General features: G+C 64.8%; 19 protein-coding genes. 10 read left to right on the forward strand and 9 right to left on the reverse strand.

The genetic code is table 11. The features are described from left to right. The first annotated feature begins 52 nt into the window (after positions 1-52). The gene (locus ACVWZM_RS15630) at positions 53-322 is read left to right on the forward strand and encodes a hypothetical protein (protein ID WP_057020179.1); all 270 of its coding nucleotides are present in this window, start codon (positions 53-55) and stop codon (positions 320-322) included. Between the two features lie 116 nt (positions 323-438). On the opposite strand, the gene ACVWZM_RS15635 is transcribed toward ACVWZM_RS15630, so the two are convergent. Continuing rightward, positions 439-708: a metal-sensing transcriptional repressor gene (locus tag ACVWZM_RS15635; protein ID WP_016840607.1), complete on the reverse strand. Its 270-nt coding sequence runs from the start codon at positions 706-708 to the stop codon at positions 439-441. 339 nt (positions 709-1,047) lie between these two features. Between ACVWZM_RS15635 and ACVWZM_RS15640 the strand changes: the two genes are divergently transcribed. The 5 genes from ACVWZM_RS15640 to ACVWZM_RS15660 all read left to right on the forward strand — a co-directional run bounded on the left by ACVWZM_RS15640 (position 1,048) and on the right by ACVWZM_RS15660 (position 7,584). Continuing rightward, positions 1,048-1,311 carry a hypothetical protein gene (locus ACVWZM_RS15640; RefSeq protein ID WP_057020120.1) on the forward strand — a complete coding sequence of 88 codons (264 nt, stop codon included), beginning with the start codon at positions 1,048-1,050 and terminating at the stop codon, positions 1,309-1,311. 407 nt (positions 1,312-1,718) lie between these two features. After that, positions 1,719-3,374: an NRAMP family divalent metal transporter gene (locus ACVWZM_RS15645; protein WP_456853805.1), complete on the forward strand. Its 1,656-nt coding sequence runs from the start codon at positions 1,719-1,721 to the stop codon at positions 3,372-3,374. Next, entirely contained in the window at positions 3,371-3,583 is a 213-nt protein-coding gene (locus tag ACVWZM_RS15650; protein ID WP_253588197.1) for a hypothetical protein, read from the forward strand. Before ACVWZM_RS15645 ends, ACVWZM_RS15650 begins: the two co-directional genes overlap by 4 nt. Before the next feature lie 337 nt (positions 3,584-3,920). Next, the gene (locus ACVWZM_RS15655) at positions 3,921-5,909 is read left to right on the forward strand and encodes a carbohydrate porin (RefSeq protein WP_253588198.1); all 1,989 of its coding nucleotides are present in this window, start codon (positions 3,921-3,923) and stop codon (positions 5,907-5,909) included. 199 nt (positions 5,910-6,108) lie between these two features. After that, positions 6,109-7,584, forward strand: a complete 1,476-nt coding sequence (locus ACVWZM_RS15660) for an FAD-dependent monooxygenase (RefSeq protein WP_456853808.1) — start codon at positions 6,109-6,111, stop codon at positions 7,582-7,584. Positions 7,585-7,593: 9 nt separating this feature from the next. On the opposite strand, the gene ACVWZM_RS15665 is transcribed toward ACVWZM_RS15660, so the two are convergent. The 4 genes from ACVWZM_RS15665 to ACVWZM_RS15680 all read right to left on the reverse strand — a co-directional run bounded on the left by ACVWZM_RS15665 (position 7,594) and on the right by ACVWZM_RS15680 (position 13,644). Continuing rightward, positions 7,594-9,219, reverse strand: a complete 1,626-nt coding sequence (locus tag ACVWZM_RS15665) for an FMN-binding glutamate synthase family protein (protein WP_456853810.1) — start codon at positions 9,217-9,219, stop codon at positions 7,594-7,596. 654 nt (positions 9,220-9,873) lie between these two features. Next, positions 9,874-10,743, reverse strand: a complete 870-nt coding sequence (locus tag ACVWZM_RS15670) for a patatin-like phospholipase family protein (RefSeq protein WP_456853812.1) — start codon at positions 10,741-10,743, stop codon at positions 9,874-9,876. 232 nt (positions 10,744-10,975) lie between these two features. Then, entirely contained in the window at positions 10,976-12,352 is a 1,377-nt protein-coding gene (gene ltrA / locus ACVWZM_RS15675) for a group II intron reverse transcriptase/maturase (protein WP_456816111.1), read from the reverse strand. Positions 12,353-12,870: 518 nt separating this feature from the next. Further along, positions 12,871-13,644 (reverse strand): ferredoxin--NADP reductase, encoded by a 774-nt coding sequence (locus tag ACVWZM_RS15680; protein ID WP_076832718.1) that lies wholly within the window; start codon positions 13,642-13,644, stop codon positions 12,871-12,873. 297 nt (positions 13,645-13,941) lie between these two features. Between ACVWZM_RS15680 and ACVWZM_RS15685 the strand changes: the two genes are divergently transcribed. After that, positions 13,942-14,877, forward strand: coding sequence for an ATP-grasp domain-containing protein (locus ACVWZM_RS15685; RefSeq protein WP_057020126.1), 936 nt, complete (start codon positions 13,942-13,944; stop codon positions 14,875-14,877). Between the two features lie 58 nt (positions 14,878-14,935). Here ACVWZM_RS15685 and ACVWZM_RS15690 read toward each other — a convergent pair whose 3' ends face one another. Then, the gene (locus tag ACVWZM_RS15690; protein ID WP_456853814.1) at positions 14,936-15,136 is read right to left on the reverse strand and encodes a hypothetical protein; all 201 of its coding nucleotides are present in this window, start codon (positions 15,134-15,136) and stop codon (positions 14,936-14,938) included. A gap of 20 nt (positions 15,137-15,156) precedes the next feature. Continuing rightward, positions 15,157-15,513, reverse strand: coding sequence for a response regulator (locus ACVWZM_RS15695; RefSeq protein ID WP_076832727.1), 357 nt, complete (start codon positions 15,511-15,513; stop codon positions 15,157-15,159). 215 nt (positions 15,514-15,728) lie between these two features. On the opposite strand from ACVWZM_RS15695, the gene ACVWZM_RS15700 reads away from it, so the two are divergent. Further along, positions 15,729-15,986: a hypothetical protein gene (locus ACVWZM_RS15700; RefSeq protein WP_456853816.1), complete on the forward strand. Its 258-nt coding sequence runs from the start codon at positions 15,729-15,731 to the stop codon at positions 15,984-15,986. Between the two features lie 336 nt (positions 15,987-16,322). Next, on the forward strand, positions 16,323-16,550 hold the full coding sequence (locus ACVWZM_RS15705; RefSeq protein ID WP_028337614.1) for a hypothetical protein: 228 nt from the start codon (positions 16,323-16,325) through the stop codon (positions 16,548-16,550). Between the two features lie 57 nt (positions 16,551-16,607). Here ACVWZM_RS15705 and ACVWZM_RS15710 read toward each other — a convergent pair whose 3' ends face one another. After that, the gene (locus ACVWZM_RS15710; RefSeq protein ID WP_057020130.1) at positions 16,608-17,564 is read right to left on the reverse strand and encodes an amino acid ABC transporter substrate-binding protein; all 957 of its coding nucleotides are present in this window, start codon (positions 17,562-17,564) and stop codon (positions 16,608-16,610) included. A gap of 12 nt (positions 17,565-17,576) precedes the next feature. Beyond that, positions 17,577-18,866 (reverse strand): dicarboxylate/amino acid:cation symporter, encoded by a 1,290-nt coding sequence (locus tag ACVWZM_RS15715; protein ID WP_057020131.1) that lies wholly within the window; start codon positions 18,864-18,866, stop codon positions 17,577-17,579. 241 nt (positions 18,867-19,107) lie between these two features. Between ACVWZM_RS15715 and ACVWZM_RS15720 the strand changes: the two genes are divergently transcribed. Further along, positions 19,108-20,109 carry an NADP-dependent oxidoreductase gene (locus ACVWZM_RS15720; RefSeq protein WP_253638015.1) on the forward strand — a complete coding sequence of 334 codons (1,002 nt, stop codon included), beginning with the start codon at positions 19,108-19,110 and terminating at the stop codon, positions 20,107-20,109. The last annotated feature ends 165 nt before the right edge of the window (positions 20,110-20,274 follow it).

Here is a 20,274-nt window from a genome sequence, read left to right on the forward strand (position 1 = left end):
CCAACGGGCATGCGGACCACACCGGCGCCGCCCACACAGGATGGAGTATTCCATGTCGATCAAGACCAAGTTCGCCGCCCTCGCCCTCACCGCGCTCGCCGTGACCGGCACCATCGCGTCCACGACGTCGCAGGCTGAAGCGAAGCCCTATGGCTGGGGCTGGGGCGTTGGCGCAGGTCTCGTCGGCGCCGCCGTTGTCGGCAGCGCGATCGCGGCCAGCGACGGCTATTACTACGGCGGTGGCTATCGGCGCTGCGGCTGGGTGCGCCAGTTCGACGCCTACGGCAATTACATCGGCCGCGTGCGCAGCTGCTCCTACTGATCGACGCAATTCCCAGGGTTGCGGATCCTGCGTTCGGCACGGGTCCTCATCCACCCCGTGTCGCAACCGACCCGTCCGGCGATCCCCCCGGGCGGGTCAATTCTTGAACGCAGCGATCACAGATACTTCGCGACCAGCCTGAAATCGCGCAGCACGGCTCGCCCTTTCGGCCCCGATGCCTTCAGCGTCTCCTCCAGGCTGTGACCGATGTGATCGTGGATCAGCGCCTTCTTGGCGCTCTCGATCGCGCTCTCCACCGCCTGCAATTGCTGGGCGATCTGCGCACAAGGCCGGCCCTGCTCGATCATCTCGACGATGGTGTCGAGATGGCCGTTGGCGCGCTTCAGGCGCCTGGCGATCGCCGCGTGCGGATGGTCGTCGGACATCTGGCTCTCCTATCCTCCGGGGAGGATAGCTATGATCCTCCCCGGAGGATAGCCGAATCGACTTGACAGGCCATTGTCGCGGGCGTAGTGCCCGATGGCGGGAACGTTCGTTCCGCCCCGGGGTTCTGGCCCCGGAGACAAGTCGATCCACGAGCCAGCACAGAAGGCACATGGGCAGTAGCAACTCAGGCGACAGTAGTCCGGCGATGCCGGGACTGGTGACGCCGCAACACAGCAAGACTGATCGCGCAGATCTCGCCTGCGTGGACGGGTGGTCGCGCCCAAGCTGACCACTGCTCCTCACCGGCCTGCCGCGACCAGCGGAAGTGGAGGTGAGCGATGTTCGAAAAGCTCGCAAAATTCCGGCAAGCAAGCCCGCGGCGCGTTGTCGAGCCGCGGCGCATGCCGCCGCCGGCCGCCATTCATTGCAATGACAACCTGCCGGGCTTTCGCCGCCTGGCGGGCCGCCGCCGGCGTCCAACCCCGGCCTGTCATTGGGTCCTGATCGACGGCCGCCTGGAATGCCGTTGGATCGTCGACGACAGCGGCGGTGATCTCGATCAGCAGCGACGCGCCGCAGCGAAGCCACGGCTGTGCGCTTAGGCCGACCGTGAGGGCGGGCTTGATAACGACGGTGCTGCCGCTCCCTCTCCCCGTTCTTGCGGGGAGAGGGTTGGGGTGAGGGGCCGTCTCCGCGCACACGGTGATAGCTGAGTTCGCGGAAGCTCCCCCTCACCCGGATCGCATCTGACGATGCGATCCGACCTCTCCCCGCACGCGGGGCGAGGTGAAGCGGCGCCCGCTGCTCGGTCGGAAGTAGTTGTCTTGGTTTAGGAGACCGACATGGACGAAGGACCTAGTTGCCCCGTTGCGCGGCATTCAGGCGCGGCAACGGGATTCTCGATCTGCATCACATCTGGAAATGCCGCTGCTCACGGCAGCGGAGACGTGCGCGCCTGACGACGCCTGCGTCCCTCCCGCCGTGCCGAAAGGCGGCGAGGAGACGCGAAATGACCGAAAGCAAGACCACACGAACCGCCATTCTCGACATCGCGCGTGCCGGCGACATCCACGGCGCGCTCGGCAGCATCGCTCGCGACGACACCGCGCCGCGCGCGACCTTGCTGGCCCGGCTGAAGACATTGCTGGCGATCGTCGGCCCCGGCCTGATCGTGATGGTCGGCGACAACGACGCCGGCGCGTTCGGCACCTATACCCAGGCCGGACAGAATTACGGCACCGCGCTGCTGTGGACGCTTCTGCTGCTGATCCCGGTGCTCTACGTCAACCAGGAGATGGTGGTGCGGCTCGGCGCCGTCACCGGGGTCGGCCATGCGCGGCTGATCTTCGAGCGCTTCGGCAAGTTCTGGGGTGCCTTCAGCGTCATCGACCTCCTGGTATTGAACGCGCTGACCATTGTCACCGAGTTCATCGGCATCACGTTTGCACTTCATTTTCTCGGCGTCTCGCAGTTCTGGGGCGTGTTGGCCTCGGCTGTTATCGTGATGCTGGCGGTCTCGACTGGCGACTTCCGCCGCTTCGAACGCTTCGGCATCGCGCTGGTCGCAGGCAGCCTGCTGCTGGTACCCGTGATCCTGATGGTGCATCCGCCGGTCGGGCAGATCGCCTCCGACTTCTTCGTGCCGAAGATGCCGCAGGACGCCAAGCTCAGTGAGGTGATGCTGCTGATCGTCGCCATCGTCGGTACCACGGTGGCGCCGTGGCAATTGTTCTTCCAGCAGAGCTACATCGTCGACAAGCGGATCACGCCGCGTTTCATCCGCTATGAACGGATGGATCTGTGCATCGGCATCGTGCTGGTCGTGGTCGGCGCGGTGGCGATGATCTCGTTCTGCGCGGCAGTGTTCGCAGGAAAGCCCGAATTCGGCAATTACACCGACGCGCTGGGGACCGCGGTCTGCCTCGAGACATATGCCGGCCGGCTGCCGGCGGTGCTGTTCGCCCTTGCGCTGCTCGATGCCTGCATCATCGGTGCTGCGGCAGTCTCCCTCGCGACCGCTTATGCGATCGGCGACGTGTTCGCGGTCAAGCACTCGCTGCACCGCAAGCCGTGGGACGCGAAGGGCTTCTACAGCGTCTATTGCGGTCTGATCGTGCTCGCGGCGGCGCTGGTGCTGACGCCGGGCACGCCGCTCGGACTATTGACCAACGCGGTGCAGACGCTGGCCGGCGTGCTGTTGCCGAGCGCGACCGTGTTCCTGCTGCTGCTATGCAACGATCGCCACATCCTCGGGCCCTGGGTCAATTCCGTCAGGCTGAACCTGTTCACCGGCGCGGTGATCGCGGGGCTGGTGATGCTGTCGGTGATCCTGACCGCCGCGGTGCTGTTCCCCGATCTCGGCGAGACGTGGATCATCGGCATCCTCGTCGCCGGCAGCCTGCTCGCGTTGTTGGTGACGGCAGCCGTCAAGTTCTACGAGATGTCGTCGCGCCGTCACGCGTCGTTCCGCTTCAAGCGCAAGCCGCCGCGAGAGTCTTTTCATGTCGAGCGCGACAGCTGGCGGATGCCGCCGCTCGACCGGCTGCCGCCGGCGCGGCTCAGCCCGCTGAGCCGGATCTGGATGATCGTGCTGCGCGGCTATCTCGTCGTCGCCGCCGGCCTCGTGCTGCTGCGGATCGTCCAGCTCGCCACGGTGGGAGCGTGACCGCGCTCAGTCGCGGCCGGCGATGGGGCGCGATCGTGCTGCTGAGGCTGGCGAGCGCCGTCCTGCGCGGCGCGGCCGCGCTCCACCGGAAACGCACAATCTCAAACGCCGGGCTGCGGACGGCGCTGTCGCTGGCGCGATGTGTCGAACGGGCCGGCGCGCGGGTCGTGCTCGGCAGGGCATCGCAGCCGGCACTCATCAACACATAGGACGAGAACAGTGACCGCATCGATTGAACGGTCGGGTCGCGACCGGTTTGCCATGGACAGGCGGCCGATCGCCGCCGATGTGGCCCGCCACCTCGCGCTGTTACGTGACTGTCACGGTGGCGTGCAAATCGGAACGGTATTGGGCGCGCCTCAGTTGCTATTGCGAATTATTTGCAATAAGCGACAGGGGATGCTAGGTGCTGATCTGGCTTTGGATGGGACGACACAGATCGGACCGGGGACGGCGGGCGATGATTTCAAATCTCGGGTGGCAAGCGGCCACCAAATCTGCAGTGATGCCGGGCGAAACCGCCACTCGTTCGCGGAAAGCCGCGTCATGACCTGCGTCCGCCTCTTCCGGGTCCAGATCGCCGCCGGCGCAGCGCTCGGTGCGGCAACCTTCGGCGCGCCGGCGACCGCGGCCGATCTGGCGCTCAAATCCCCCGCCGCCAGGGCGGTCTACAGCTGGACCGGATTCTATGTCGGCGCCCATGTCGGCTATGGCGACGGCACGCTGGGCCCCGGCACCAATCCGATCCTGGAACAGGGCGTGTTCTTTCCGCCCACCATCACCGGCGGGATCGGCGGCTTCCAGGTCGGATACAACAGGGAATTCGCCAACCGCTTCGTGCTCGGCATCGAGGCGGATGCGACCTTCACCGGCCCGACCGACCTGCCGCGGCGGGTGCTCGGCCCCTTCAATTCGTCGATCGACTATGTCGGCACGCTGCGCGGCCGCGCCGGCTACTCTTTCGGCACCTGGATGCCTTACGTGACCGGCGGCTTCGCCTGGGGCCACAGCCAGGTTCGGGTCAACGACGCCGCGGGCGAGGTGATCTCGGAGCCCGGCCAGTACCAGACCGGCTGGACCGTCGGCGCCGGCGCCGAATTCGCGGTGAGCGGCAATTGGACCGCCAAGGTCGAATACGACTATGTCGACCTGTCGCGCCGCACGCTCGGCCTCAATGATTTCGGCCTGCCCGGCGTCAGCATCGACCCGCGCATCCATTTGCTGAAATTCGGCCTCAACTATCAGCTCGGCGACTCGCCATGGTCGGCGACGCCGACGCGCACCGCACTGCCCGAATCGAGCGACTGGAGCGTGCACGGCCAGACGACGTTGCTGCCGCAGACCTATCCGTCCTTCCGCTCGCCCTATGCCGGCACCAACAGCCTTCCCGGCGCGAGGCAGTTGCAGCAGACCTGGACCACGACGGCGTTTCTCGGCGTGCGGCTCTGGGAAGGCGGCGAGTTCTACTTCAACCCGGAAACCGCGCAGGGCTTTGGCCTCAACGGCACGCTCGGCCTTGCCGGCTTCTCGAACGGCGAAGCCCAGAAGGCCGGCGCGCCGTTCCCGAAAATCCGGCCGCAGCGCTACTACTTCAAGCAGACCTTCGGCTTCGGCGGCGAGCAGGAAGACGTCGCCGACGGCCCGAACCAGATCGCCGGCAAGCGTGACATCGATCGCCTCACGCTCGTGGTCGGGCGCTTTGCGGTCGGCGATTTCTTTGACGGCAATTCCTACGCCAAGGACCCGCGCGCCGATTTCATGAACTGGGCGATGTGGGCGTCCGCCGCCTACGACTTCCCAGCCGACTTGCCCGGCTACACCCGCGGCGCCGTGGTCGAGCTCAACCGCAAGGATTGGGCGGTGCGCGCCGGCGTGTTCCAGGTGCCGAACGCACCGAACAGCGACGTTCTGGTGTTCAACACCGGCGGCGCCGTGGTGGAATTCGAGGGCCGCTATTCGATCTTCGACCAGCCCGGCAAGCTGCGCGTCGGCGTGTTCGGCAACCGCGGCAACACCGGCAATTACGCCCAGGCGCTCGCGATCGAGGACGCCAATCCGGGGCTCGACATCAACGACGTGATGGCCGGCATCCGCAAGGACAATCTGAAATACGGCTTCTATCTGAACGGCGAGCAGCAGATCGCAAAGGATGTCGGCCTGTTCGGCCGCCTCAGCTGGAACGACGGCCGGACCGAGATCCTGTCGTTCACCGATGTCGATCGCAGCGTGTCGGGCGGCCTGTCCATCAAGGGCAGCAGGTGGGGACGGGCGAACGACACGATCGGCATCGGCGGCGCGATCAACGGGCTGTCATCAGCGCATCGCGACTACCTTGCCGCCGGCGGCCTCGGCCTGCTGATCGGCGACGGCGCGCTGAACTACAGCCCGGAGCGGATCTTCGAGACCTACTACGCCTATCAGGTGAACAAGAACCTGACGCTGACCGCGGACTATCAGTTCATCACCAACCCCGCCTACAACGCCGACCGCGGCCCGGTGCACATCTTCTCCGGCCGCATCCACGGCGAGTTCTGAACGCGCCATCTCTGGGTCCCGGCCTGCGCCGGGACGACAGCAAATTGCCGCGCCGTTCTTCTCAACGATGTCTCGGAGTTGGTTGGTTCGGGCAGCGAACGCCCTCTCCCCACTCAGATATATGTAGACCCCCCGGGCTTGCCGCAAGCCCGGGGTCATCCCGTAGAACGCGCGCCCAATCGAACGGAGGGAGTGCGGGATGCGGGAACATGCTGTCGTGATTGCCGGCGGAGGTCCGACCGGGCTGATGCTGGCGGGCGAGTTGACGCTGGCGGGAATAGATGTTGCGATTGTCGAGCGGCGTGCGGGGGAGGACCTGATCGGCGCTCGGGCCGGCGGCCTGCACGCGCGCACCATCGAGGTGCTCGATCAGCGCGGCATCGGCGACCGCTTCGTCGCGCTGGGGACGCGCCATCCGGCAGTGCTGTTCCATTCGCACCTGGTTCCGCTTGAGATCACCGACTTTCCGACCCGGCGCAATTTCACGCTGGGGCTCCGGCAGAACCATATCGAGCGCCTGCTCGGCGAATGGGTCGGCGAACTGGCGGTGCCGATTATCCGCGCGCGCGACGTGACCGGCTTCACGCAGGACGACGTCGGCGTCGACGTCGAACTGTCGGATGGCCAATTGCTCCGGGCACAGTATCTCGTCGGCTGCGACGGTGGCCGGAGCCTCGTCCGCAAAGCGGCAGGCATCGAATTCGCCGGATGGGATCCGACCACGAGCTGGCTGATCGCCGAGGCCGAGATGTCGGGCGAGCCGGAATGGGGCTTTCGCCAGCACGACACCGGCACCTCGGCAATCGGCAAGGCGGACGCTGGCGGGCGGGTGCGGCTGGTGCTGGCCGAGCGGCAACTCGGCACCGACCGGGAGCCGCCCCTGCGCGACGTCAGCGAGGCGCTGGTCGCCGCGTACGGCACCGATTTCGGCATCCACAGTCCGGGCTGGATCTCGCGCTTCACAGACATGACCCGGCAGGCCGTGACCTACCGCAAACAGCGCGTGCTGCTGGCCGGCGATGCCGCCCATGTGCATCCACCGATGGGCGGCCAGGGCCTCAATATCGGCGTGCAGGACGCGGTGAACCTGGGCTGGAAGCTGGCCCAGGTGGTCAAGCAGATCGCGTCGGACAGCCTGCTCGACACCTACGAAGCCGAACGGCATCCGGTGGCGGCCCGCGTGCTGCGCAACACCATGGCGCATGTCGCGCTCAACCGCACCGATCCGCGCACCAAGGCGTTGAACGAGATCGTCTCCGACCTTCTGCGCATGGACGTGCCGCGCAAATGCTTTGCCGCGATGATGTCCGGCCTCGATCTTCACTACGATCTTGGCGACGGCCATCCGCTGCTCGGACGCCGCATGCCCGATCTCGATCTGGTCACCGCCAACGGCCCGGTGCAGGTCTTCGCGCTGCTGCAGCGGGCGCGGCCGGTTCTGCTGAATTTCGGCGAGCCCGGCGGCATCGCCATCGCGGGATGGACCGACCGGGTTCAGCTGGTCGATGCCGAGTATCGCGGCGCATGGGAGCTTCCCGCGCACGGCACGGTTTCGGCCCCGATCGCGGTGCTGGTGCGGCCCGATGGCTATGTGGCGTGGGTCGGAGAGGGAACGCGCGCGGGGCTAACCGAGGCGCTGACCAAATGGTTCGGCGCGTCCGCCGGTACGCAATGAGCGTAGCCCCTACCCCGCCGGCTGGAACGAATCCGCGCGCGCCATCGCCCAGGCGTCGCGGAAGCGGCGGTCCTGGGTGCCTTCGAGCAGTTCGCCGGAGCGCAGCGTCGGATAGAGCTCGGCGAAGGAAGAGACCTCGGTGGTCGAACTCCGCTGCGAGAAGTGGATCGGGCGCAGCTCCTTGGTGTGCTCGAGGCCGGCGGCGGCGAGCAGCTCGGTCAGCGCATGCAGGGTCGAGTGGTGGTAGTTGTACACGCGGTCGATCTTGTCGGGCACGTAGAGCGCGCGGTTGCGGATCGGGTCCTGCGAGGTGACGCCGGTCGGGCAGCGATCGGTGTGGCAGCTCAGGGACTGGATGCAGCCGAGCGCGAACATGAAGCCGCGCGCCGAATTGCACCAGTCGGCCCCGATCGCCATCGCGCGCGCCATGTCGAACGCGGTCGCGATCTTGCCGGAGGCACCGATCTTGATGCGATCGCGCGCGCCGATGCCGATCAGCGCGTTGTGGACGAAATTGACGCCCTCGCGCATCGGCATGCCGAGATGGTCCATGAACTCGAGCGGCGCGGCGCCGGTGCCGCCTTCATTGCCGTCGACCACGATGAAGTCGGGATAGAGGCCGCTCTCGTGCATCGCCTTGCAGATCGCCAGGAATTCCCAGGGATGGCCGATGCACATCTTGAAGCCGGCCGGCTTGCCGCCGGACAGCTTGCGCATCCGGGTGACGAATTCCATCATCTGCAGCGGCGTCGAGAACGCCTTGTGATAGGCCGGCGAGATGCAGTCCTCGCCCATCGGTACGCCCCGGATCTTGGAAATCTCCTCGGAAACCTTCGCCGCCGGCAGCACGCCGCCATGGCCGGGCTTGGCACCCTGGCTGATCTTGAGCTCGACCATCTTGATCTGGTCGTCACCCGCGACGCTTGCGAAGAGATCCGGATTGAAGGTGCCGTCGCGGTTGCGGCAGCCGAAATAGCCGGAGCCGATCTCCCAGATGATGTCGCCGCCCATCTCGCGGTGATAGGGGCTGACGCCGCCCTCGCCGGTGTCGTGGGCGAAGCCGCCCTTCTTGGCGCCGGCATTGAGCGCCCGCACCGCGTTCGGGCTGAGCGCGCCAAAGCTCATCGCGGAGATGTTGAAGACCGAGGCCGAATACGGCTTGGTGCAGTCCGGGCCGCCGATGGTGATGCGGAATTTCTGGTCGGCCCTCGGCTTCGGCGCCACCGAGTGGTGCATCCACTCATAGCCCTCGCGATAGACGTCCTCCTGGGTGCCGAACGGCCGCTTGTCGAGCACCATCTTGGCGCGCTGGTAAACCACCGCGCGGGTGTCGCGGGAGAACGGCATGCCGTCCTTCTCGCTCTCGAAGAAATATTGCCGCATCTCCGGGCGGATTTCCTCGAGCAGGAAGCGGACATGCGCCGAGATCGGGTAGTTGCGCAGCACCGCGTGGTTCTTCTGGGTGAGGTCGCGAATGCCGAGCAATGTCAACGCGCCGAAGATGACCAGCGGGATCAGGACGATCCTGAAGACCTTGTGATCGAAAATTCCAACCAGCAGCAGGAGCGCGGTGACGACGGCGCAGATGGTCAGCACGATGAAGCGCGGCGAGAACGGAAGCAGCACTGTATCCATGAAATTCCTCCGGTCTGCCCAAATGACCTGTCGGCCGCGAGCCTAATCCAACTCGCGGAACAAGTGCACTACGGTTATACGGCCGAGCAGTCACAGATGTGACAACCGCCCGAATGGGCGGGTGCGGATACCGGTCAAACTAAAACGAAATCGACTTTTGCACTGCAACGAAGGGGAGCGCATGCGATAACCTGCCGTCGCAGGGCGCGCTGCCAAAATATCGAAAACAACCCCATGCAAAGGAGCCGGCGACGCCTGCGCTCGACCAGGCACCTTGACACGTCGGGCAAATCAGCGGCATTATTCTATTATCCCGAAATCGTGATGTGAATCTGCGGCTCCTCCAACCCGTCATCCCTGCCTGGTGCGCAATTGCGCACGGGAGCAGGGACCCATACGCCGCGGCGGACCTTCATCGATCACGCCGATCGAGACACCTTCATCGCCAAATTCGTCCACGACTACAATCGAACCAGGCTCAAATGCCTCCGCTACCAGGCCCCAATGCGGGCCCTCGCCAATCATACGGGACCAAACACTTTCGCAGGGACGACGATGGGGATGGTTCTCGATTCGAGGCGTCGCACCACGCGGTGTCATCACCCGCGCATGTGAGTGCGCTTGCAGAGGAGATGAGGAGAGAGCACCGTTCGCCTAATGGTCGTGCGGCTGCAATTCGTGCGGGATGTGGCCCGGCTTCAGACCGTCGCCGTCGAGCCAGGCGTTGGTGGTGTCGAGCGCCCGCGTGATATGATCCGAGGTCCGGGAGAAATCGTAGGGCGAGCCGACCAGCGGGCAGAGCGGCGGCACCACGAAGTACTCGACATCGGGCCCGATGTTCTCGAGCTCGTTGACGAGCTGCCGCGCGATCAGGAGCGTCAGCGCGTGCAGGGCATTGGCGAGCGCGCCGACCGGCGGCGCCTGGTTGGCGCAGGCATGCCCGGTCGGCAGCACGATCAGCCGTTTGGCGCCGTGCCTGACCGCGACGCGGACCGGCGTGTTGCTGGAGATCGCGCCATCGGCCAGGAAACGATCGCGGTAGTGCACCGGCGTGAACGCGCCCGGGATCGCGGTCGATGCGACGATCGCCTCCGCGGTCGAACCTTCCGACAGCACCACGCTGTCGCCGCTGATGATGTCTGTGGTGACGATGTGGATCGGGATCCGCGCGTCCTCGAGATTGCGGAACGGGATGTAATCGTCGATCAGCTTGCGGACGCCGTCATGCGGGATCAGGAAGTCACGCCGCCACAGGAAGCTCACCAGCGTCCGCCAGGTCACCGGAAACACGTCCTGACGGCTGAGGCCGCGCCAGATCTCGGCCAACCGCGCGACGCCCGAGACCGTCGGGTCGCCGGCGTAGAACGCGCCGTTCAGTGCGCCGACGCTGGAGCCGACCACCATGTCGGCAACCACGCCATGCGCGGCCAGCGCCTGCAGCATACCGACCTGGATCGCGCCAAAGCTGCCGCCGCCGGCAAACACAAAGGCGGTTTTCGGTGCATCCGGATCGGTGATGGACAAGGTTCTGCTCCCAAATCGCCGCGTTCGCGCAAAGGCCGCGCGGCGTTGGGGGCGTTATAGCAGCGTGGCAATGGTGCGCACTACAAACACCATCGTCGTCCCGGCCTAGTCTAGTGAGCAATTGCGCACGGGGCCGGTGCCCATAACCACAAATCGGGATAGGGGGAAGCCTCGCGGCTTCTCCCCTCCCACACCACCGGACATACGGGTCCGTATCCGGCGGTTCGGTGGATTATGCGGGCTGCTGTGCCGCGACGGAAGCCAAGCCGAGTGCCCTGAAGAACGCGATTGGCATGGCGATGGTGAGCGCGGGGCTGTTCGCGAGCCGCCAAGGGCCATGCGGGCTGCCGGCGGTTTGTGCCGCCAGATCCCGGCCGACGCCGCAGCGTCGCAGCTCGGCAAAGCGAGTGTCACCGCGCTTCCATTGTTTCCAGGCGATGGCGCGCAACCGCCGCCTGAGCCATTCGTCAAGTGTGCGCAACACCGACGGGGTTTGGCAGATGCCGAAGTAGCCGCGCCATCCGATCAGATAGCGCGATAGTTCCTTGGCAATCTGCGCGAGGCTTCGGCCGCAGGTGCGTCGTGTCAGTCCTCGGACCTTCGCCTTGAAGCGGGCAAGTGCCTGCGGCGCGATGCGCCGACGCGGTTCTTTCCCACCGATAAAGCTGAAGCCTAAGAACTTGCGAACGCTCGGTTTGGCGACCGCGCTCTTGGCTTTGTTGACCTTGAGCTTGAGGCGCTTTTCGAGGAACCGTTCGATGCCCGCCAGCACCCGCTCGCCCGCCTTCCGACTGCGCACATAGATGTTGCAGTCATCGGCGTAGCGCACGAAGCGATGGCCGCGTCTTTCCAGTTCCCTGTCCAGCACATCCAGCATCAGGTTCGACAATAGCGGCGAGAGCGGACCGCCCTGCGGCGTACCCTCTTCCGTCGGACTGACCAGCCCTCTCTCCAGCACACCCGCATTCAGGAATCCGCGGATCAGCTTCAGGAGGCGCTTGTCAGTCACCCGCTTGGCAACGAGCCTCATCAGGATGTCGTGGTTGACCCGGTCGAAGAACTTCTCCAGGTCGATGTCCACCACGAAGCTGTGGCCGGCCGCAATGTACGTCTGCGCCCGTTCCACCGCCTGATGCGCCGAGCGCCCCGGCCGGAAGCCGAAGCTGGTCTCGGAGAACGTCCCGTCCCAATCCGCCTGCAGCACCTGCATCACCGCCTGCTGGATCAAGCGGTCGAGCACCGTCGGGATGCCGAGCGGCCGCAGGCCGCCCGACGTCTTCGGTATCTCCACCCGCCGCACCGGCTGCGGCTTGTAGGTGCCCTCAAGCAACTGGGCTCGGATCGCTAGCCAGTGCTCCTTCAGGTGGGCCGGCAACTCATCGACGGTCATCCCATCGACGCCCGCCGCGCCCTTGTTGCGCGTCACTTGCGCCAACGCCGTCTTCAGGTTCTCACGCTCGATTACCGCTTCCATCGACGGCCCTGCGGCCGCCGGGCGTTCGAGGGCGGTGGCCGCCGCGCGCGCTTCGGACTCTTGGGCGGCGGCGTTCGGGGCTTCACCCTTCGCTCCGGTGCCCAAGTTCAGCTCGACCTGATTCTTCTGCCGCATGGCTCGCGCGAGATCACCGTTCTACTGGCCACTTCCACCGTTTGGGCCTTCGACGGCACGCCACCGCCTACTATGCCCGCTGCTGACTTCTGCGCTGCGGTCAAGTCGCCTTACGACGACCTCAGTCCCGTTACCGGGACACAGCACAGACCTCCCGAGGTAAGACCGACCGCCTTCACCGCACGCTCGCCGGATTTACCACCCCGACCCTTGATGACTATGGACTTCGCGATCACATGCTCGCTCGTCCGGCCGGGTAGGCCTCGTTATCCGGTAATTGTCCATCGAGCCGCGGCTTTGCTCCACGCTGTCTTCAGACCCCACCTCGCGATGACGCCCTTGCGCTTCGCTAATCCTTCGCCGTCATCAGGCTGGATAGAGGACTTCCACCTCCAAGCTGTCGTTCATACTCGGCACACATGCAAAAGGCTGAAGCCCGGTGGGCCTCAGCCTTCGTCCAATCAGCAACGGTGGTTATGGGTCCCGGGTCGCGCTTCGCTTGCCCGGGACGACACCGGTCAGCGCTCGACGAACGCCTTCTCGATCACGAAGTGACCGGGAGTGTTGCCGCTGCCTTCCTTGAAGCCGCGCGTCTCGAACAGCTGCTTCAGCTCTTCCAGCATAGCCGGGCTGCCGCACATCATGATGCGATCGGTCTCGATGTCGAGCGGGCCCTGATGCAGGTCACTGAACAGCTGGTTGGAGGTGATCAGATCGGTGATGCGGCCGCGGTTGCGGAACGGCTCGCGCGTCACGGTCGGGTAGTACGAGAGCTTCTCGGACAGCAGCGGCCCGAACAGCTCGTCGTCGCGCAGCTTGGCGACCAGCTCCTCGCCATAGGCGAGCTCGGAGACCTGACGGCAGCCATGCACCAGCAGGATCTGATCGTAGCGATCATAGACCTCGGGGTCCTTGATCAGGCTGGCGAACGGCGCGAGGCCGGTGCCGGTCGACAGCAGCATCAGCCGCTTGCCGGGAATCAGGTTGTCGGTGATCAGCGTGCCGGTCGCCTTGCGGCCGACCAGAATGGTGTCGCCCTCGCGGATCTTCTGCAGCTTGGAGGTGAGCGGGCCGTCCTGCACCTTGATCGAGAAGAACTCGAGCTCTTCCTCGTGATTGGCGCTCGCCATCGAATAGGCGCGCAGCAGCGGCCTGCCGTCGACCTCAAGGCCGATCATGGCAAACTGCCCGTTCTGGAAGCGGAAACCGGAATCGCGGGTCGCCCGGAAGCTGAAAAGCGTATCGGTCCAGTGCTGAACGGAAAGAACTTTCTCTCGATAGAACGCGCTCATGGGTTTTCGTTTTCTCGACTGACCAGAATTAGAATGGTTTGATTTCTAGACGGCTCGCGACGGCGCGGAAGTGGCCGAAATCACTGAAGATCTCGCGTGTCCATTGCGCCAATGCAGGAGATAGTCAAGATCAACTGGCGTGCAATTGCGATCTCAGAATGGCAGTCGTTCGATTTCGCGCAGAGGTTCAACGACGTCATCGTTAACACGTGGCGCTGTACGTAATTTACTTGCTGAGATCGGCATCGATCTGGCAATTAATTGCTACAAAAACCGCGGTGAAGGGAAAATGATCTCGTGGTCCTGATCAGCCAGCGAATCTTCCTGGAAACCATCAAAAAATATTGTTTGGCGCACGCGATTGCCGTCGAGGTGCGGTCCGGCGGCTGGCTGGTCACCATGACCAAGGGCAACGCGCGGCGGCTCGCGATCGGCTACGACGTCGGGCTGAACAGCGCGGTCGCGCATCAGGTCGCCAACGACAAATCGGCCTGCGCGGACGTGCTGGCATCGGCCGGCGTCCCCGTCATTCCGCATACGCTGTTTTTGGGCGCGAAGCTCAGCAAGCACATCCCGGGATCGGACTCGCTGGACGCGATGCAGCGTCTGCTCGAGCAGCATCCGCAGGGGCTCGTCATCAAACCCAATGAGGGGACCTCCGGCGAGCTCGTGTTCCGCGTGACGACGCGGGCGCAATTGGAGACCGCGGTCGCGCGCGTCCTTGCCGCACATCCAAGTCTCGCCATCTCGCCCTATGTCGAGATCGTGGACGAGGTGCGCGTCGTGCTGCTCGATGCGCGCGCGCTGATCGTCTACGGCAAGGCGCGCCCGTCGGTGACTGGCGACGGCATCCAGTCGCTGCGCGCGCTGGCGCAGGCGAGCGCGACGGCCGAGCAACTCAAGACCATCACCGAGGATTTCGATGCCGCCGCGCTCGACGCCGTTCCGCCCGCCGGCGAACGGCTTCTGCTGAACTGGCGGCACAACCTCGATGCCGGCGCGGAGCCCGTGCTGCTCGCCGATGACGCAATGCGCGAGGCCTGCGTCGCGCTCGCGATCAAGGCCGCGCAGGCCGTCGGCATCCGCTTCGCCTCGATCGACGTCGTGCGCACGGATGGCGCGTGGAAAATCCTCGAGGTGAACTCCGGGGTGAAGATGGAAGCGCTGGGGCGCCGGCATCCGGCGTTGGTCGAGGCGGCGTATTCGGCGGCGCTGGACGAAGTGTTCGCGTAGCGTTTCCCTGCCCGACGACCCGGGCTCGCCGGCGCCATCCTGCACTGTGAGCGCCCGATCAGTCTTGCGGGTGCTCCTTTTCATAGGCGGCGACGATCAATTCCGATTGCTCGACCTGTGCCATGAGACGGTCGATCTCGGCTTGCGTCTCCGGAAACACGTCACCCCCCGCCGTATTTCCGGATTGCAATTCCGCGATCAGTTCCCGGTTCTTCGCAATCTGCTCCCGGTGCCAATCGATTTCGGGATCATCTTGCATGGGCCACCCGTCGGCGAGATCTACGACGCCAGCTCTCGCAGCAGCATGGGTGGATAAACCGGCTTCTCGAAAAACTTGACGCCCTCAGGCAGCGCGCTGTCCGGGGGCCGGCCCGAGATGACCATAACGCGCACGCCCGGGTCGCAATCGACGGCCAAGCGTGCAAGCTCGACGCCATCCATTTTGCCCATGAGCTTGATATCGGTAACCACCAGCGACGGATGACGCATCTTGATGGCCAGCGCTGCCGTCTCGGCATCTTCGCACTGGATGACGTCGAAATGGCCTTCTTCCAACAACAGCGCAATCATGTCGCGCTGGATCGTGTCGTCTTCGACCACAATTGCTATTTGACGAATTGGTCTCGCGTAAGCCATGGCGACCTCCGAACGATCAACCAGAGTTAATGATCGAGGACGCTGATGGTTCTGGTTCCCGCTTCATGAGGGACTGTTCCGGCAGACCTTTGCAGGTTCCGTGCGGAACAACTTTGCAGGTTTCAGCGTCATCGATGGGCGACAAGCCGGACGAGCCGAATGGTTCGGGCCTGAGCAAGGGAATTCTTGCGAGATAGTGCCAGGAGGCAGAGCTCATGAAGAACGTTGTGCAGTCGGATCAGGATCCTTGCGGACCCCACGGGACTGACGTGACGGCCGGCGCGACAGGCTATGCGTCCTCTCGACGATTGATCGAGGATCAGGCGCTTAAACGACCCGCGCTCGCCAAGCGGCCCAGGATGCAGCACGAGACGACCGATCCGCTCCGCGCTCGCCTGCCGCACGACGTCATTTCCGAAATGGAAGCAGAGCTGAAGCAACAGGTCGATCGAATCGTCGCCGAACGACATTAGCCGGTGAAGCGACGAGTTCGCAGACCGCAACAGCCGAATCTTGCCTGCCGATGATGCTCCAGAGATCGCGGCGCGTGGACACTCGAAGGAAGATCCCGCCGGATCGACGGAGCTTTGATGGGAGCGATTCTTGGGCGCGCGGTTTTCCAGGTCATGGTTGTTCTGGCGGCGGTCGGCATCGTTGCCCTCGCATGCATGGCGGTTCGCGGCGGCTGACGCGGGGGCGGCGGTACAGCCGGCACCGAAGTTCTGACCGTCACTTTGATCGATTCAGCGCCTTGCTCATCCTGCGCAAGGGAGTACGCTTCCGTGCATTGATTGATCCGGAAACAGATTATGCGCAAACTTCTTTTGAGCTTCGTCGCACTCGCGGCGTTCGCCGCCGCCTTCAATCCTCCGGCCGCCAACGCGGTGTTTTGGCGCGGCGTCACGGCGCCGACGAATATCGACATCCACGGCTACCCGATCATCAAGGAGCCGCCTCCGAGCACATGCCAGTTGATCCATGTGAACGGATACTGGGTCCGGCAGTGCCTGGATTTGTCGCGGCGCTATTGGCGGTGAACGGCGCGCACCGGACTTTCCGACCTCTCCCTTGAGGGGAGAGGCCTAAATTCGCGGCTAGTTCGACCCGCCCGGCGAATCGTCGAGCGCCTTGAAGGCCTCTTCGAGCTGCGGTGACAGCGCGACGTTGAGCTTCTCGCCGGTCGGCAGCCGGGCGACGAACCATTTGTTGTAGAGCGGGACGATGTCGCGGTTCGAGGCCAGCCTGCGGAACGCGCGCTCGACCACGTCCTTCATCTGCGGCTCGCCCTTGCGGTACATGATGCCGTAGGGATCGTAGGACAGGTAGTCGCCGGTGACGCGGAATTTGTCCTGCGACTTGTGCCGCGCGATCAGGCCGTGGAGCAGGATGTCGTCGGTCGCGAACGCATCCGCCTTGCCGTCCACCAGCATCTGGTAGGACTGCTCGTGGTCGGGGGCGGTGACGATGTTGAGGCCGAGCTTTTGCTTGGCGTCGACATTGTGCATCGCCTGCTCGTTGGTGGTGCCCTTGGTCACCACCACCGTCTTGCCCTTCAGGTCGGCGACCTGGGTGACGCCGGAGGCCTTCGGCACCATCAGCTTGGTGCCGGCCACGAACATCAGCGGCGAGAATGCGACCTGCTTGCCGCGCTCGGCATTCGCCGTGGTCGATCCGCATTCAAGGTCGATCTTCTTGTCGACGACCGCCGGAATGCGGTCGTCGGAGGTGACCTTGACGTAGTCGACCTTGAGATTGGCGTCGTCGACCTCGGTCCCGATCTCCTCGACGATCGCATCGCACAGCTCGAGGCTGTAGCCAATCGGCCGGTTGGAGTGATCGAGGAACGAGAACGGCGGCGAGCTTTCGCGATAGCCGATCCGCACCGTGTGCGTGGCCTTGATGTTGGCGAGCGTGGGGCTGAGCCCCTCGCCCGCCGGCTGTGCGGACGCCGGTGCGGCGAGCAGGCTTGCCGCCAGCAGACACGCTGACAGCAGGCGTGTCGACAGGAGAGGCGCCTCAGCCCGTATCGGCCTCCAGCGGGCGCGATGCATGCATCCCTCCCGTCAATGGCCGGCCATCACGGCGCCGGGCACCGCATCCTGCGGCACCGCGTCGTCTGGCCCGAGCTCGTGCTCGGGCTTCAACTCACCCTCCCACTTCGCGACCACGGCGGTCGCCAGCGAGTTGCCGATCACGTTGGTGGCGCTGCGGCCCATGTCGAGGAAGGTGTCGATGCCCATGATCATCAGCAGGCCCGCCTCGGGGATGTTGAACTGCGCCAGCGTCGAGGCGATCACCACCAGCGACGCGCGCGGCACGCCGGCGACGCCCTTGGAGGTGATCATCAGCGTCGCCAGCATCGCGAGCTGCGTGCCGAGCGACATCTCGATATGGTAGGTCTGCGCGATGAAGATGCTCGCGAAGGTGCAGTACATCATCGTGCCGTCGAGGTTGAAGGAATAGCCGAGCGGCAGCACGAAGGCCGAGATGCGCGAGGAGGCGCCGAACCTGTTCAGCCCCTCCAGCGTCTTCGGATAGGCCGCCTCCGACGAGGCGGTCGAGAACGCGATCATCAGCGGCTCGCGGATCAGCCGCAAAAGATGGCTGTAGCGCGGCCCGATCACGATGAACCCGACGACGACCAGGATGCCCCACAGGATCAGGAGCGAGAGATAGAATCCGCCCATGAAGACGATGAGCTTCCAAAGCACGCCGAGGCCGTTCTTCGAGACGGTCGCCATGATCGCGGCCCACACCGCGAGCGGCGCGAACAGCATCACATAGCCGGTGACCTTGAGCATGATGTGCGCGAGGTCGTCGATCAGGCTCATGATCGGCTTGGCCCGTTCAGGCATCGCACCGAGCGCGACCGCGAAGAACACCGCGAACACGACGATCTGCAGAATCTCGTTCTGCGCCATCGCGTCCGCGATCGAGGTCGGGATCAGATGGGTGAGGAATTTTTCGATCGAGAACGCCGACACCGGCAGCCCGGTCGACTGCGCCTTGTCGGGCAGCGTGCCGGGGAAGTTGGCGCCGGGCTGCAGCAGGTTGACCATCACGAGGCCGAGCAGCAGCGAGACGAAGGAGGCGGAGACGAACCAGCCCATGGTCTTGGCAAAGATGCGGCCGAGCTTGGCGCCGCTTCCCATATGGGCGATGCCGCCGACGAGGGTTGCGAAAACCAGCGGCGCGATGATCATCTTGATCAGACGCAGGAACAGCATCGCGATCAGGTTGACGTCTGCTGCGATCTCGGCACGGCTGTCAGGAAAGTAGTTGAAGACAATCGTCCCCATCGCGATGCCAAGTACCATCGCAATCAGGATATACTGCGTAAACCTGCTGGACATTCTCTTACCCCCGTCAGTTCCCGGCGGAGGGCAAGTGTGGCAGATTTACGCAGCTACGCAACACGCTTCGCGTCCAGCGGGACTTTGCCGAAACGTTCCCGTTGTGGAATGCCAGCGCGCGGACTAGCGTTCATGCAGCGCACAATCTGTGCAAGGCGCTGCGCGCGTCGCGGTCAATTTGCATGCGAAACGACCAACGCCAAGGGAAGGCAAAGCGAAGGCAAAGGGGGAGACACCGCCAATGAACGACACCGTCAATCGCCAGATCCTGCTTGTCGAAAAGCCGACCGGCAAGCTTGGCCCCGAGCATTTTCGTCTGACCACGGGGACGATCCCCACGCCGAAGGACGGCGAGGCGCTGGTGCGGACGCGCTACATCTCGCTCGATGCCGCCAACCGCGCCTGGATGCACGGCGCCACTTACCGCGCTGCGGTGGAAGCCAACACCGTGATGGCCGGCGGCAGCATCGCCGAGGTGATCTCGTCGAAGGATTCTACCCTGAAGCCCGGCGACATCGTGTTCGGCGACACCGGCTGGCAGGATTATGCCGCCGTGCCCGCCAAGCACCTGGCAAAGATGCCGAAGCTCGAGCCGATGACGCATCTGCTCAGCGTCTACGGCGTTGCCGGCCTGACCGCCTATTTCGGCCTGCTCCACGTCGGCAAGCCCAGGGAAGGCGAGACCGTGGTGGTGTCGGCGGCCGCGGGCTCGGTCGGCTCGATCGTCGGCCAGATCGCCGGGATCAAGGGCTGCCGCGTCGTCGGCATCGCCGGCGGCAAGGACAAGTGCCATTGGCTGACCAGCGAGCTCGGCTTCGACGCCGCGGTCGACTACAAGGACGGCGCGACCTACAAGGCGCTGCGCGCGGCGGCGCCCAAGGGCATCGACGTCTATTTCGACAATGTCGGCGGCGACATTCTGGAAGCCTGCCTGGCGCAGATGAACAATCGCGGCCGCATCGCCTGCTGCGGCGCGATCTCGCAATATGACGGCGTCCCCTCCGCACACGGCCCGCGCGGCGTGCCCGGCCTGATCGTGGTGAAGCGGCTGATCATGCAGGGCTTCATCGTGATGGACTACATGGACCAGCGCGACGCCGCACTCGCCGACCTGCAGTCCTGGGTCGCCTCGGGCAAGCTCAAGGTGCAGGAGGACGTGATCGACGGCCTCGAGAACACGCCGCAGGCGCTGATCGGGCTCTTGGCCGGCGAAAATCGCGGCAAGCGCATGGTGAAGGTGTAGGCGGGGAACATCTCCGAACCCGTCATCCCCGCGCAAAGGCTTCGCCTTCGTCGCTGGAGGAGCGCGTAGCGCGTCTCGAAGGATGCACGGCCCGGCTGGTGGCCGTCGCCCCTTCGAGACGGCCGCTTCGCGGCCTCCTCAGGGTGACGGGGATGCAGCGCAATC

Source organism: Bradyrhizobium sp. USDA 4501, from assembly GCF_054062115.1.

What these genes read in the sequence shown, in the direction of transcription:
- ACVWZM_RS15640 (WP_057020120.1), top strand. Translation starts at nt 1,048, where the DNA reads ATGTTCGAAAAGCTCGCAAAATTCCGGCAAGCAAGCCCGCGGCGCGTT.
- ACVWZM_RS15700 (WP_456853816.1), top strand. Translation starts at nt 15,729, where the DNA reads ATGAAGAACGTTGTGCAGTCGGATCAGGATCCTTGCGGACCCCACGGG.
- ACVWZM_RS15705 (WP_028337614.1), top strand. Translation starts at nt 16,323, where the DNA reads ATGCGCAAACTTCTTTTGAGCTTCGTCGCACTCGCGGCGTTCGCCGCC.
- ACVWZM_RS15645 (WP_456853805.1), top strand. Translation starts at nt 1,719, where the DNA reads ATGACCGAAAGCAAGACCACACGAACCGCCATTCTCGACATCGCGCGT.
- ACVWZM_RS15660 (WP_456853808.1), top strand. Translation starts at nt 6,109, where the DNA reads ATGCGGGAACATGCTGTCGTGATTGCCGGCGGAGGTCCGACCGGGCTG.
- ltrA (WP_456816111.1), bottom strand. Translation starts at nt 12,352, where the DNA reads ATGCGGCAGAAGAATCAGGTCGAGCTGAACTTGGGCACCGGAGCGAAG.
- ACVWZM_RS15655 (WP_253588198.1), top strand. Translation starts at nt 3,921, where the DNA reads ATGACCTGCGTCCGCCTCTTCCGGGTCCAGATCGCCGCCGGCGCAGCG.
- ACVWZM_RS15695 (WP_076832727.1), bottom strand. Translation starts at nt 15,513, where the DNA reads ATGGCTTACGCGAGACCAATTCGTCAAATAGCAATTGTGGTCGAAGAC.
- ACVWZM_RS15635 (WP_016840607.1), bottom strand. Translation starts at nt 708, where the DNA reads ATGTCCGACGACCATCCGCACGCGGCGATCGCCAGGCGCCTGAAGCGC.
- ACVWZM_RS15630 (WP_057020179.1), top strand. Translation starts at nt 53, where the DNA reads ATGTCGATCAAGACCAAGTTCGCCGCCCTCGCCCTCACCGCGCTCGCC.
- ACVWZM_RS15665 (WP_456853810.1), bottom strand. Translation starts at nt 9,219, where the DNA reads ATGGATACAGTGCTGCTTCCGTTCTCGCCGCGCTTCATCGTGCTGACC.
- ACVWZM_RS15710 (WP_057020130.1), bottom strand. Translation starts at nt 17,564, where the DNA reads ATGCATCGCGCCCGCTGGAGGCCGATACGGGCTGAGGCGCCTCTCCTG.
- ACVWZM_RS15680 (WP_076832718.1), bottom strand. Translation starts at nt 13,644, where the DNA reads ATGAGCGCGTTCTATCGAGAGAAAGTTCTTTCCGTTCAGCACTGGACC.
- ACVWZM_RS15690 (WP_456853814.1), bottom strand. Translation starts at nt 15,136, where the DNA reads ATGCAAGATGATCCCGAAATCGATTGGCACCGGGAGCAGATTGCGAAG.
- ACVWZM_RS15715 (WP_057020131.1), bottom strand. Translation starts at nt 18,866, where the DNA reads ATGTCCAGCAGGTTTACGCAGTATATCCTGATTGCGATGGTACTTGGC.
- ACVWZM_RS15720 (WP_253638015.1), top strand. Translation starts at nt 19,108, where the DNA reads ATGAACGACACCGTCAATCGCCAGATCCTGCTTGTCGAAAAGCCGACC.